This window comes from Kitasatospora sp. NPDC056273 (assembly GCF_042268845.1).
Lineage (GTDB): Bacteria > Actinomycetota > Actinomycetes > Streptomycetales > Streptomycetaceae > Kitasatospora.
This window is the reverse complement of the sequence record NZ_JBHJSJ010000015.1, coordinates 151,890-164,267: the sequence shown is the minus strand read 5'-3', so window position 1 is coordinate 164,267 and position 12,378 is coordinate 151,890. Positions and strand designations below refer to the sequence as shown.

General features: G+C 74.3%; 12 protein-coding genes. 8 read left to right on the top strand and 4 right to left on the bottom strand.

The window, feature by feature from the left end:
* Nucleotides 1-84 precede the first annotated feature (84 nt).
* On the bottom strand, nucleotides 85-354 hold the full coding sequence (locus tag ACFCY1_RS16575) for a helix-turn-helix domain-containing protein (protein WP_049655616.1): 270 nt from the start codon (nucleotides 352-354) through the stop codon (nucleotides 85-87).
* Nucleotides 355-653: 299 nt separating this feature from the next.
* On the opposite strand from ACFCY1_RS16575, the gene map reads away from it, so the two are divergent.
* From map to ACFCY1_RS16550, 5 genes are all read left to right on the top strand, one after another.
* Nucleotides 654-1,421 (top strand): type I methionyl aminopeptidase, encoded by a 768-nt coding sequence (gene map, locus ACFCY1_RS16570; RefSeq protein ID WP_375875010.1) that lies wholly within the window; start codon nucleotides 654-656, stop codon nucleotides 1,419-1,421.
* Nucleotides 1,422-1,445: 24 nt separating this feature from the next.
* Nucleotides 1,446-2,141, top strand: a complete 696-nt coding sequence (locus ACFCY1_RS16565) for an HAD-IA family hydrolase (protein ID WP_375875009.1) — start codon at nucleotides 1,446-1,448, stop codon at nucleotides 2,139-2,141.
* Between the two features lie 75 nt (nucleotides 2,142-2,216).
* Nucleotides 2,217-2,642 (top strand): acyl-CoA thioesterase, encoded by a 426-nt coding sequence (locus ACFCY1_RS16560; protein ID WP_375875008.1) that lies wholly within the window; start codon nucleotides 2,217-2,219, stop codon nucleotides 2,640-2,642.
* Between the two features lie 175 nt (nucleotides 2,643-2,817).
* Nucleotides 2,818-4,350: an alpha/beta hydrolase gene (locus ACFCY1_RS16555; protein WP_375875029.1), complete on the top strand. Its 1,533-nt coding sequence runs from the start codon at nucleotides 2,818-2,820 to the stop codon at nucleotides 4,348-4,350.
* Nucleotides 4,351-4,549: 199 nt separating this feature from the next.
* Complete coding sequence (locus tag ACFCY1_RS16550) at nucleotides 4,550-6,859, top strand: transglycosylase domain-containing protein (protein WP_375875007.1); 2,310 nt, start codon at nucleotides 4,550-4,552, stop codon at nucleotides 6,857-6,859.
* Nucleotides 6,860-6,934: 75 nt separating this feature from the next.
* On the opposite strand, the gene ACFCY1_RS16545 is transcribed toward ACFCY1_RS16550, so the two are convergent.
* Nucleotides 6,935-7,531 (bottom strand): hypothetical protein, encoded by a 597-nt coding sequence (locus tag ACFCY1_RS16545; RefSeq protein ID WP_049660092.1) that lies wholly within the window; start codon nucleotides 7,529-7,531, stop codon nucleotides 6,935-6,937.
* 49 nt (nucleotides 7,532-7,580) lie between these two features.
* Nucleotides 7,581-8,129 (bottom strand): RBBP9/YdeN family alpha/beta hydrolase, encoded by a 549-nt coding sequence (locus tag ACFCY1_RS16540; RefSeq protein WP_375875006.1) that lies wholly within the window; start codon nucleotides 8,127-8,129, stop codon nucleotides 7,581-7,583.
* 257 nt (nucleotides 8,130-8,386) lie between these two features.
* Between ACFCY1_RS16540 and ACFCY1_RS16535 the strand changes: the two genes are divergently transcribed.
* From ACFCY1_RS16535 to ACFCY1_RS16525, 3 genes are all read left to right on the top strand, one after another.
* Nucleotides 8,387-8,953 carry a DJ-1/PfpI family protein gene (locus ACFCY1_RS16535; RefSeq protein WP_049660089.1) on the top strand — a complete coding sequence of 189 codons (567 nt, stop codon included), beginning with the start codon at nucleotides 8,387-8,389 and terminating at the stop codon, nucleotides 8,951-8,953.
* Between the two features lie 174 nt (nucleotides 8,954-9,127).
* Nucleotides 9,128-10,426, top strand: coding sequence for a serine hydrolase domain-containing protein (locus ACFCY1_RS16530; protein ID WP_375875005.1), 1,299 nt, complete (start codon nucleotides 9,128-9,130; stop codon nucleotides 10,424-10,426).
* Between the two features lie 56 nt (nucleotides 10,427-10,482).
* Nucleotides 10,483-11,001 (top strand): gamma carbonic anhydrase family protein, encoded by a 519-nt coding sequence (locus tag ACFCY1_RS16525; RefSeq protein ID WP_049659101.1) that lies wholly within the window; start codon nucleotides 10,483-10,485, stop codon nucleotides 10,999-11,001.
* A gap of 11 nt (nucleotides 11,002-11,012) precedes the next feature.
* Here ACFCY1_RS16525 and ACFCY1_RS16520 read toward each other — a convergent pair whose 3' ends face one another.
* A complete protein-coding gene (locus ACFCY1_RS16520) occupies nucleotides 11,013-12,209 on the bottom strand; it encodes an MFS transporter (RefSeq protein ID WP_375875004.1) in 1,197 nt (398 codons plus the stop codon).
* Nucleotides 12,210-12,378 lie beyond the last annotated feature (169 nt).

Sequence of the window (12,378 nt, the reverse complement as noted above, 5' to 3'; positions counted from 1 at the left end):
CCCACGACGACGGCCCGCCCCGCGCACCACGCGCGGGGCGGGCCGCCGCCGTTCGTCGGTCCGCCGCGGGCGGGCATGCGTGGGCTAGGCGGAGAGCGCCTCGCCGTCCTCCGAGGGGGCGCACGCGGCCGCCAGTTCGTCCAGGGACAGGTCGAGCGCGAAGGCCAGCGCCGCGATGGTGAAGAAGGACGGCGTCGGCGCGCGGCCGGTCTCGATCTTCCGCAGCGTCTCCGCCGAGACGCCGGCCACCGCCGCCACCTCGACCATGCTGCGCTCGCCGCGCGCCTCGCGCAGCAGCGCTCCGAAGTGCTCGCCGCGCTCGCGCTCCCACGGGGTCAGCGGAGTCCTCACCATGCCGACGAGTCTAGGGCCTGTCTTCAAGCTCCCGTCTGCGGGGCGCCGCCGGGGCACGCACCTCGCCGCGTTGTCGTCGGTCGCCAATGGCCCCCAGCCTTCGGCCGGGAGGTGCCCCCACCGCAGTGGCTCCCTCCTCCGCCTTGCGATGCACGCACCCCAACGCCGCCCCGCCCGCCCTCCGGGCGGACGACGGGAGCTTGAAGACAGGCCCAGGCCCTCCCGCCCTGGGGCGTCCCACCCCCGCGACCGTGATACAAATACCGGTATAAGAATTGGACCCAGGGGAGAGAAGCACCATGGTCGAACTCAAGTCGGACGCCGGGCTGGCCGCGATGCGTGAGGCCGGGCGGGTGGTGGCGGACGCGCTGGCGGCCGTCCGGGAGCAGGCGGCGGTCGGAGTGAGCCTGCTGGAGCTGGACGAGGTGGCGCGGGGCGTGCTCAAGGCGGCCGGGGCCACCTCGCCGTTCCTCGGCTACCGTCCGGCCTTCGCACCCGTCCCGTTCCCGGCCGTCATCTGCGCCTCGGTGAACGACGCCGTGGTGCACGGCATCCCGGACGGCTACCGGCTGCGCGACGGCGACCTGGTGAGCATCGACTGCGGCGCCCTCCTGGACGGCTGGGCCGGGGACGCGGCGGTCAGCTTCACCGTCGGCACCGCCCGGTCCGAGGACACCGCCCTGATCGAGACCGCCCGGCGCGCCCTGGAGGCCGGCATCGCCGCCGCCGTGGTCGGCAACCGCACCGGCGACATCGCCCACGCCATCGGCGCCGTCGCCCGCGCCGGCCGGTACGGCCTGCTGGACGGCTACGGCGGCCACGGCATCGGCCGCCGGATGCACGAGGACCCGCACGTGCCCAACGAGGGCCGCCCGGGCCGGGGTTACCCGCTGCGCCCCGGCCTGGTGCTGGCGATCGAGCCGATGCTGCTGGCCGGCGGCCGCGACGACCACCGCACCGACCCGGACGGCTGGACCCTGCGCACCGTCGACGGCGCCCGGGCCGCCCACATCGAGCACACCGTCGCCATCACCGAGGACGGCCCGCGGATCCTCACCCTGCCCTGATCCGGAAGGACTTAGGCTCGGGCCATGACCAAAGCTGTGATGTTCGACTTCTCCGGCACCCTCTTCAGGGTCGTCTCCACCGCCGAGTGGCTGGCGGCCCACCTCGCCGCCACCGGCCTCGCCCTGCCCGCCGGGGAGGAGGCCGAACTGATAGCCCGGCTGGAGGAGTTCGGCGCCCTGCCCGGCGGTGTGCCGCCGCGCCGCATCCCGCCGGAGGTCCAGCAGGCCTGGGACACCCGCGACTTGACCCCCGAGCTGCATCGCACCGCGTACACCGCGCTGACCCGCGCCGCCGAGCCGCCCGCGGCCATCGACGTGGACGCCCTCTACGAGTCCCACCTGGCGCCCGCGAGCTGGCGCCCGTACCCGGACGCCGCCCCCGTGCTGCGCGAGCTGCGCCGCCGGGGCGTGCCGGTCGCCGTGGTGAGCAACATCGCCTGGGACCTGCGGCCGGTCTTCCGCGCGTACGGCCTGGAGGAGCTGGTCGACGTCTACGTGCTGTCGTACGAGGTCGGCGCCCAGAAGCCCGACCCGGTGATCTTCGAGACCGCCTGCGAGCGGCTCGGCCTCGTCCCGGCGGACGTCCTGATGGTCGGCGACGACCGGACCTGCGACGGCGGCGCGACCGCGCTCGGCTGCGGCTTCCACCCGGTCGAGCACCTGCCGGTCGACCGGCGGCCGGACGCCCTCACGCCGCTGCTGGCCGTCCTGTCCGGGTGATCCGGGTGATCCGGGTGGGACGGGTGACGGAGGACACGAGGTGGTGCCCCGGGGGCCCGGAGTACCGTGCGGGGCATGAGTGATCAGGACTTCACCACGCACATCACCGTCCGCGGGTACGAGACGGACTCCCAGGGGCACCTGAACCAGGCGGTCTACCTCCAGTACGCCGAGCACGCCCGCTGGGAGTACCTCCGGGCGGCCGGGATCCGCCAGGCGGACCTGGTCGCCGAGGGGGTCGGCCCGGTGGTCCTGGAGACCACGGTCAAGTACCTGCGGGAGCTGCGCGCGGGCGACTCGGTGGCGGTCAGCTGCTCGTTCACCTGGCGGGACGGCAAGACCTTCCAGGTGGTGCAGCGGCTGGTCCGCGAGGACGGCGTGCTGGCGGCCGAGATCACCGGTGTCGGCGGCATCCTCGACCTGGCGGAGCGCAGGCTGGTCGCCGACCCGCGCGAGCCGCTGCGCGCCCTGGCCGCCGATCCGGGCCTGCTCGGCCTCTGAGCCGGGCCGGACCGGACCCCGCCGTACCGCTCCCACCACCCCCACCCCGCGCGGCCGGAGACCGCGGCCGGAAGCGGTCTCCGCCCCCTCCCCGGCGGCCCGGGGGATTTCCCCACCCCCGACCGGCCCGCTGCCCGCATGGTCCCAAGTCCCGTGCCCCAGCAGACTCTTGGGCATTACGAAGCCCACCCACGCCACCCCCACCCGCACCACAGCCACCCGCACCGCCACCGCCGCGTTCACCGCGGCCGCCGCCCTGGCCGTGACCGCACTGAGCGCCCTGCCCGCCGGTGCGGCCGAGAGCGCGAACCCCGGGCGGGACGGCCTCGCCTGGGCCGCGTGTCCGGGCGCCCCGGCCGACAGCCCCCAACGGTGCGCCGAGGTCACCGTCCCGCTGGACTACGCCGATCCGGACGGCGCCCGCGTCACCCTCGCCGTCTCCCGGATCAGCGCCGCCGAGCCCGGCCGGCGCCGAGGCGTCCTGCTGGCCGTCCCCGGCGGACCGGGAGGTTCCAGCCTCGACCTCGTCCACGGCATGGCCGGGCGCCTGCCCCAGTCCGTCCGGGACCGCTACGACGTGGTCGGCTTCGACCCGCGCGGCGTCGGCCGCTCCACCCCGGTCAGCTGCGGCCTCGACCCCGCCGACCTGTCGATGGTCAAACTGCGTCCCTGGCCGGCCGCCGACGGCTCGATCGACGGGAACCTGGCCACCGCCCGCCGCATCGCCGACACCTGTGCCCGCAACGGCGGCCCGGTGCTGCGCAGCATCTCCACCGCCAACGAGGCCCGCGACCTCGACGGCATCCGCCGCGCCCTCGGCGAGCGCCGCCTCTCGCTCTGGGGCGTCTCGTACGGCACCTACGCGGGCGCCGTCTACACCACCATGTTCCCGGAGCGGACCGACCGGGTCGTACTGGACAGCAACGACGACCCGGACCCGTCGCGGGTCGGGCGCGGCTGGCTGGACGCCTACGGCCGGGGCGTCGAGGACCGCTTCCCGGACTTCGCGAGGTGGGCGTCCGCGCCGGACAACCCGGACCGGGTCGCGGACACCCCCGAGGAGGTCCGCCCGCTCTTCCTCGACCTCGCCGCCCGCCTCGACCGGGCCCCGCTGCCCTGGCCGGGCGCCAACCCGGCGGAGCTGAACGGCAACGTGCTGCGCCAGACCCTGCTGGACGGCATGAACGCGGACGCCCGCTTCCCGGACGTCGCGGCGCTGATGCTGGCCGGTCTCGGCCGCCGTCCGCTGCCCGCCCCGGTGGTGCCGCCGGAGGCGGCGGTGCAGAACACCATCGCCGTCTCGGTCGGGACCCTCTGCAACGACGTCCGGTGGCCCGCCAACCCGGCCGGCTACGCCAAGGCCGTGACCGCCGACCGCGCCGCCCGCCCGCTCACCGCCGGCCTGCCGGTGAACGTGATGCCCTGCGCCTTCTGGCCGTTCGCGCCCGCCGAGCCGCCGGTGCGGGTCACCGACCGGGGCCCGTCCAACGTGCTGCTCACGCAGAACCTGCGCGACCCCGCGACGCCGTACACCGGCGCGCTCAAGCTGCGTGCGGCGTTCGGGGACCGGGCGCGGATGGTGACGGTGGACTCGGGCGGCCACGACGTGTACCGGGCCAACGGGAACGCCTGCGGCGACGAGGTGGTGACGGACTACCTGGTCACCGGCCACCGTCCGGCCCGGGACGTCTTCTGCCCGGCCGGCTGAGCGGGTTCGGCTGAGCGGAACCGGCCGAGCGAGGTCGGCCGGGCGGCGCGCGGGGCAACGGGCCGTGGACGAACGGTCCTTGCCCCGTCGTGCACGCCCGTTCGACCCTCGGGAATGAGTCGAATCCGTCGCGATTTTGTGACAATCCTTCGCCAACACCCGCTCCCCACGGCCTGTTCACGGCCGTAATGTTCGATCTATGTCACCGAAGAGCCGCATACCCGCCGCTTCGGACCCGGGCGACACCTGGGTGCCGCGACCGAGGCGCCGCGAGACCCCGATCGGCTTCCTGGGCCACGCGGCCACCTTCCTCGGCTCCAGCGTGCTGGGCGGGGTGCTGCTGGCGGGCCTGATCCTCCCGGCGGCCGGGGCGGTCGGGCTCGGCGCGAAGAACGGCGCCGAGGGCTTCGAGAGCATCCCCGACGACTTCAGGACCCCGCCGCTGAGCCAGGCGACGCAGATCTTCGACGCCAACGGCGGCCTGATCGCCAAGGTCTACGAGCGCGACCGCACCGTCATACCCGCCGACCAGATGTCCCCGCTGATCCGCACGGCGCAGGTGGACATCGAGGACGCCCGGTTCTACGAGCACGGCGCCGTCGACCTCAAGGGCATCCTGCGCGCGATCACCAAGAACGCGGAGAGCGGCGCCGCCGTCCAGGGCGCCTCCACCCTGACCCAGCAGTACGTGAAGAACGTCAACGTGGAGAAGGCCGGGGACGACGCGGACGCGGTGCGCGAGGCGCAGCGCAAGACCCTCGGCCGCAAGATCCAGGAACTCCGGTACGCCATCAAGCTGGAGGAGGACCTGAGCAAGGAGCAGATCCTCACCAACTACCTCAACATCACCTTCTACGGCCACCAGGCGTACGGCATCCAGGCCGCCTCCCAGCGCTACTTCAGCAAGGACGCCAAGGACCTCAGCCTGCCCGAGGCGGCGATGCTCGCCGGACTGGTGCAGAACCCGTCCCAGTACGATCCGAAGCTGCACCCGGTGGCCGCGCAGAAGCGCCGCGACACCGTCATCGACAAGATGGTGGAGAACAAGCACATCACCGCGGACCAGGCCAGGGAGGCGAAGGCCGCCCCGCTCGGCCTCAACTACCGGGACCCGCAGAACGGTTGCATCACCGCCAAGGCCGGCATGGGCTTCTTCTGCGACTACGTGCGGCACGTGGTCAAGCAGGACCCGGTGTTCGGCAAGAGCTCGGCCGAACGCAAGAAGCTGTGGGACACCGGCGGCCTGAACATCTACACCACGATGGACCCGGACAAGCAGGCCGCCGCCCAGAACGCCGTCTCCACCAAGGTGTACGTCACCGACCCGGTCTCGGCCGCGATGACGATGGTCGAGCCCGGCAGCGGCAAGATCCTGTCGATGGCGCAGACCCGCCCGTACGGCCTGGCCAAGGAGAAGAACGAGACCGTCGTCAACTACAACGTGGACGCGGCGATGGGCGGCGGCATCGGCTTCCAGCCCGGCTCCAACTTCAAGCCGATCGTGGCCGCCGCGGCCCTGGAGGCCGGCCTGTCGCCCACCCAGCGGTACGACTCGCCGAACCGGATGGACTGGCCGACGATGAAGACCTGCGACGGCACCTGGAAGAACCTCAGCAAGGGCAAGAAGGAGGGGACCATCCCCAACGAGAGCGCCGGTGAGGTCGGCCCGTACGAGCTCAAGCAGGCCATGGCGCTCTCCGTGAACACCTACTTCGTGCAGATGGAGCAGGAGATCGGCCTCTGCGCGGTCAAGCAGATGGCCAACAAGCTGGGCATGGAGGGCAAGGCGAACGGCGAGCCGCTCCAGGAACTGCCCGCGCTCGGCCTCGGCACCCAGGAGGTCAGCCCGCTGACCATGGCCAACGTGTACGCGACCTTCGCCGCCCGGGGCACCTACTGCGCGCCGCTGGCGATCAACAGGATCACCACCGTGGACGGCACCGACGTCCCGGTGCCCCCGGTCCGCTGCTCCCCGGCGATGTCCGAGGACACCGCCGACGTGATCAACAGCGTGCTGCTCGGGGTGACCGAGAAGGGCGGCACGGCGCGCGACCTCGGCCTGGACGACGGCCGCCAGATCGCCGGCAAGACCGGGACGACGGACGAGAAGAAGTCGGCCTGGTTCACCGGCTACACGGGCAACCTGGCGGGCTCGGTCTGGCTGGGCAGCCCGGGCACCAAGGTGCCGATGCGCAACATCCGGATCGGCGGCAAGTACCAGGCCGAGGTCTTCGGCGCCACCGGCCCCGGGCCGATCTGGCAGCAGGCGATGAGCGACGCCGTCCGGAGCATGCCGGAGAAGCCGTTCGCCACCGTCCGCATCCCGGACCCGCCCCGGCGGGACGCCAACTGCACCACCGCCAGCGGCTCGCCGGGCTCGGTCACCTGCAGCGGCGCGCCCGCCACCGGGGGCCCGGGCAACACCGGCCGGCCGCGCGACACCGGCCCGACGACCGGCCGCACCGCGCCGTCCGCCCCGCCCGGCGCCACCGACCCGTCGGACCAGTGACCCGTCCGACCAGTGCCCCCGAGGAGCGGTGAACTGTCCGGCCCCGCCTGAGTACCCGTACCCAGGCGGGGCCGGCTACCGTGCCTCGACCGGTTCGCCGCTGTCCTGGTCGAGGTTGAACACCCGCCGGTAGGAGTCGGTCACCACGGTGATCTGCGAGCGCCCGGTCCAGCTCGCCTCCACCAGCCGGGCGTCGCCCGGGCGCCGGCCGATGTCCGCCAGTGACCAGCGCCGGGCCGACCAGCCCTCGCCGCTCTCCAGCAGCACCTGCCAGCGCTCGTCCGGGCCCGGCCCGGTGGCGTACGAGCGGTGCACCACCACCAGGGCCCGCTCGGCCCCGGCCGGGGCGTCCTCCCGGCTGCGGGTCTCGGCCGCCGACACCTTGTGCGCGGCCAGCACGCCGAGCAGGAACACCACCCCGGCGGTCACCGTGACCGCCCGGGTGGCCGTCCGCACGGCGGCGCGCGGGTCACTCAGCCAGGCGGCCGCGATCAGCGCCGCCAGCGCCCCGCCGATCAGCAGTTCCGGCTGGTTGAGCAGGTCGGCGACCAGCATCAGCCCGCCCGAGCGGCTCTCCCACTGCCCCTCGGTGTAGAGCAGGACGGCGGCCAGCCCGCTACCCGCCAGCAGCCGGACCAGGACGCGCCTGGTCCGGGACGTCCGTCGGTTCATCGTCCCCCGGTTCATCGTCCCCGCGCCCCCGTTCCCCCCGTCGCCGCGGTCACAGCCCGGCGAGCAGTTCGCGGCCCTCCGGCCAGTCGCCCAGTCCGGAGTCGGAGTTGAGGTGCCCGTACGCGCCCGGCTCGACGTACCGGGCGCCCCAGGCGGCGGCGAACGCGCGGGCCCGCTCGGCCGAGACCCACGGGTCGTCGGTGGAGGAGACCACGACGGCCGGGAACGGGAACCGCTCCAGCGCCACCGGGCGGAAGTTCACCAGTTCCGGGACCTCGGCGGTGTCGACGTCCGCCGGGGCGACCAGCAGCGCGCCCCGGACGGCGGCGGTCCGCTCGGCGGAGGCGGTGGCGGCCCAGTGGGCCGCGGTGACGCAGCCCAGGCTGTGGGCGACCAGCACCACCGGGCCTTCGGCGGCGGCCGCGGCCACCGCGGCGTCCACCCGGGCCACCCAGTCCGTCCGCTCCGGGTGGTCCCAGTCCGCCTGCTCGACCCGGCGGAAGGACTCCGGCCCGGCCGCCTCCCAGCGGGTCTGCCAGTGCTCGGGGCCGGAGTTCTGGTAGCCGGGGAGGACGAGGTAGGTGGTGCGGTCGGGCATGGGCTCCTCCGGGAGCGGGACGGTCGTGGGCAGCAGGAGTCTAGGACGCGGGCCGCCGACCCCCGCAGCCGGGCGCCCGACCAGGCGCGCACTCCCCGCAACCGGCGCGCGTAGCTCCGTATGCGCCGTCGTACGCCCGGTGCGCCCCGTTGCCAACGGTGTCGCCGGTACGGGAGGTTGGACCGGGCCCGGGCCGGCCGCCACCGCCCGGCGCCCGTACCCGATCCGAGGCTCGACCACGTGGAGGGATGTCGGCGATGACATCGAAGATCCTGCTCGTCACCGGGGACGCCGCCGAGTCACTGGAGGTGTTCTACCCCTACCAGCGGCTGCGCGAGGAGGGCTACCAGGTCGACATCGCGGCCCCGACGAAGAAACGCCTCCAGTTCGTGGTGCACGACTTCGTCGAGGGCTTCGACACCTACACCGAGAAGCCCGGCTACACCTGGCCCGCCGACGTGGCCCTCGCCGACGTCGACCCGGCCGACTACGCGGCCCTGGTCATCCCCGGCGGCCGCGCCCCCGAGTACCTGCGCAACGACCCGGACGTACAGCGGATCGCCCGGCACTTCTTCGCCGAGGACAAGCCCGTCGCCCAGATCTGCCACGGCCCGCTGATCACCGCCGCCGCCGGCCTGCTGGACGGCCGCCGCAGCTCCGCCTACCCGGCGCTGGCCCCGGACATCAAGGCGGCGGGCGCCGAGTTCGTGGACGGCGAGGCGGTGGTGGACGGCGTCGTCGTCTCGGCCCGCGCCTGGCCCGACCACCCGGCCTGGCTGCGGGCCTTCATCGAGGTCCTGCGCACCAAGGCGCCGCTCGCCTAGCGCTGATCCCGGAGCCGGACCCCGAGGCGTCTCGGGGTCCGGCTCCGGGATCCCTCGGGGGCGGGACCCCCTCCCCAGGCGGACGATCCGGCCCGGCCGATCCGGCAAGGTGTCAGGTGAGCACCAGCCGACCGGAGTTGCCCACTCCGCCGACCCCGGACCAGGGAGGACGGCATGACCGCCGACCCGACCGCCCCCGCCCGCCGCCGGACCGCCCCGCGCGTCGCCGTCGCCGCCGCCGTGGGCGCGGGACTGCTCACCACCCTCGCCCCGACCGCCGTCGCCGGGCCCGCCGGCTTGCTTCCGGCCCCGGGCTGCCACGGCGCCGTGCACCTCGCGGTCACCGGCGGCACGCCCGGCGATGGCACGGGCACCGGCGGCGCCGCCGAACGGCGGGGCGACTGGACGGCCGCCGACGCCGCCCTCGCCGGGATGACCGACCCCGGCTACTCGACCTCCGCCCTCGCCGCCGTCCGCGAGAACGGCCGACTGGTCTGGCGCAACGCCACCGGCGTCGCCGAACTCGGCACCGGCGAACCCGCCGACCCGGAGGGCGCGTTCCGGATCGGCAGCGCCACCAAGACCTTCGTCGCCACCACCCTGCTCCAACTCGTCGGCGAGCACCGGCTGGACCTCGACGACCGCCTGGAGTGCCTGCTGCCGGGCATCGTCCCGAACAGCACCGCGATCACCGTCCGGCAGCTGCTCGACCACACCAGCGGCGTCGCCGACTACACCCGGGACCGGGCCTTCGAGGTCGACCGGGACTGGCTGGCCGACCGCCGCTACAAGTCCTACCGGCTGCGGGACCTGGTGGACCTCGCGAACACCTACCCGCCGGACTTCGCCCCCGGCGAGGGATGGCAGTACTCCAACACCAACTACATCCTGGTCGGGATGATCATCGAGAAGCTCACCGGCCACAGCTGGAACGACGAGGTCACCCGCCGGATCATCCGCCCGCTGCGGCTCACCGGCACCTGGATGCCCGGCGACCTCCCGTTCATCCCCGGCCCGCACGCCCACGGCTACGTCAGGACGGACACCGGTCCGGCCGACGTCACCGTGCTCAACCCGTCCATGGCCGGCTCGGCCGGCGGCGGCATCTCCACCACCACCGACCTGACCGCCTTCCTCGACGCCCTGCTCGGCGGCCGCCTGCTGCGCCCGGCCGAACTCGCCGCGATGAAGCGGACCACCGACCACGGCGAGGGCCGGACGTACGGCCTCGGCCTCCAGCGCCTGGACACCCCCTGCGGCCCGTTCTGGGGCCACGCCGGCGGCATCCCCGGCTACAGCACGATGATGCTCGCCGCCCCGGACGGCAGCCGCTCGTTCGCCGCCGACACCACCTTCTACGACGCCCCGGACCCGGACGCCGCCGACACCGCCTGGCGCAAGGTGACCACGACCGCCCTGTGCGGGGCCCAGGCGGCGGCCGCGGCACCCGACCTCGCCCGCATGGCACCGTGACCGACCCCCTACGCTGACCGGCGACAGAACCGCCGACCGTCACAGGAGGACGACCCATGGCAGAGCCGCTGATCGCCGCAGTCGGGGGCCGGGTGCCCGCCGTCGACCCGGGCGCCTTCGTGGCGCCGAACGCCGTCGTGGTCGGGGACGTGACCGTCGCCGCCGGCGCGAGCGTCTGGTACGGCGCGGTGCTGCGCGGCGACGCCGAGTCGATCAGCGTCGGCGCGGGCAGCAACATCCAGGACAACTGCACCCTGCACGCCGACCCCGGCTTCCCGCTGGTGGTCGGCGAGCGGATCTCGGTCGGCCATAACGCCGTGCTGCACGGCTGCACGGTCGAGGACGACGTCCTGGTGGGCATGAACGCCACCGTGCTCAACGGCGCCCGGATCGGCACCGGCTCGCTGGTCGCGGCCGGCGCGGTGGTGCCGCAGGGCATGGTCGTCCCGCCCGGCTCGCTGGTCGCCGGCGTCCCGGCCAAGGTCCGCCGCGAGCTGACCGAGGACGAGAAGACCGGCATCAAGGCCAACGGCGCCGGCTACCAGCTGCTCGCCGACGCCCACCGCGAGATCTAGCGGCTTCCCGGCTAGGCCGTGGTCATCGCGGCCGCGGCCGCCGGTTCCGTCGCCACCGGGGCGGGCCGGCGGCGGTCGGCCGCCCAGGCGAGCACCGCGACCACCGCGCCCGCGGACGCCAGGACCGCGCCGACCAGCGTCGGCGCGGTCCAGCCGAGCCCGGCGTCCAGCGCCAGCCCGCCGAAGTACGCGCCCTGGGCGTTGGCCAGGTTGAAGGCGCCCTGGACGGTCGCCGAGGCGAGGGTCGGCGCGCTGCGCGCCTTCTGGAGCACCAGGGTCTGCACGGCCGGCACGATCGCGAAGCCGAACAGCCCGATCAGCACCACCGTGACGGCCGCCGACCAGCGGGCGTGCGCGGTCAGCGCGAACAGCGCCAGGGTGGCGGAGAGCAGCACGAAGGCCGCGCAGACGGTGGGGCGCAGCGCCCGGTCGGCGGCGAAGCCGCCCAGCACGTTGCCGATCGTCATGCCGACCCCGAACAGCGCCAGCACCAGGGTCACCGAGCCGGTCGCGTATCCGGAGACCTCGGTGAGCAGCGGGGCGATGTAGCTGTAGCAGGCGAAGAAGCCGCCGCAGCCGAACACCACGGTGGCCAGCGCCAGCCAGAGCTGGCCGCTGCGGAAGGCCCGCAGCTCGTGCCGGAGCCCGGACTGGCCGGAGGAGGGGAGCGCGGGCACCAGCCGGGCGATGGCGACCGTGCCGGCGGCCGCGATCAGCACGACCACCAGCATGGTCGCCCGCCAGCCCAGGTGCTGGCCGAGCAGGGTCGCGGCCGGGACGCCGACGATGTTGGCGACGGTCAGTCCGGAGAACATCACGGCCACCGCCCGGGCCCGCCGGTCCGGCGCGACCAGCTCGGCCGCCGCCACCGCGCCGGCCCCGAAGAAGGCGCCGTGCGGCAGCCCGGTGATCAGCCGGGCGGCGGCCAGCGTCCAGAAGTCCGGGGCCACCGCGCACAGCAGGTTGCCGGTCGCGAACAGCGCGGCCAGCGCCACCAGCACCGCCTTGCGCGGCCGTCCGGCGGCCAGCGCGGTCAGCAGCGGCGCGCCGACCACCACCCCCAGCGCGTACGCGGAGATCAGCCAGCCCGCCTGCGGGATGGAGACGTGGAGACTGTCGGCGACCTGGGGGAGCAGCCCCATGGCGGCGAATTCGGTGGTTCCGATGGCGAACGCGGTGACGGCCAGCGCGAGCAGCGCGAGAGGCAAGGGGGTGACTCCGGAGTGATGCCGACGGACCGGGGAAGCGCGCGGCGGGATGAAGGCGGGAATGACGGCGGGATGAATTCGTTCGTCCGGAATCCTAATCCGGCCGGATGACGGCGCCGTGAGGTGCGTGTGACGAAAGGGCGTCGCCGGCTGACGAAAGGGGGTCGCC

Bases quoted from the DNA above. Each gene is read 5' to 3' on its own strand.
- ACFCY1_RS16575 (WP_049655616.1), bottom strand. From the start codon at position 354: ATGGTGAGGACTCCGCTGACCCCGTGGGAGCGCGAGCGCGGCGAGCAC.
- map (WP_375875010.1), top strand. From the start codon at position 654: ATGGTCGAACTCAAGTCGGACGCCGGGCTGGCCGCGATGCGTGAGGCC.
- ACFCY1_RS16565 (WP_375875009.1), top strand. From the start codon at position 1,446: ATGACCAAAGCTGTGATGTTCGACTTCTCCGGCACCCTCTTCAGGGTC.
- ACFCY1_RS16560 (WP_375875008.1), top strand. From the start codon at position 2,217: ATGAGTGATCAGGACTTCACCACGCACATCACCGTCCGCGGGTACGAG.
- ACFCY1_RS16550 (WP_375875007.1), top strand. From the start codon at position 4,550: ATGTCACCGAAGAGCCGCATACCCGCCGCTTCGGACCCGGGCGACACC.
- ACFCY1_RS16545 (WP_049660092.1), bottom strand. From the start codon at position 7,531: ATGAACCGACGGACGTCCCGGACCAGGCGCGTCCTGGTCCGGCTGCTG.
- ACFCY1_RS16540 (WP_375875006.1), bottom strand. From the start codon at position 8,129: ATGCCCGACCGCACCACCTACCTCGTCCTCCCCGGCTACCAGAACTCC.
- ACFCY1_RS16535 (WP_049660089.1), top strand. From the start codon at position 8,387: ATGACATCGAAGATCCTGCTCGTCACCGGGGACGCCGCCGAGTCACTG.
- ACFCY1_RS16530 (WP_375875005.1), top strand. From the start codon at position 9,128: ATGACCGCCGACCCGACCGCCCCCGCCCGCCGCCGGACCGCCCCGCGC.
- ACFCY1_RS16525 (WP_049659101.1), top strand. From the start codon at position 10,483: ATGGCAGAGCCGCTGATCGCCGCAGTCGGGGGCCGGGTGCCCGCCGTC.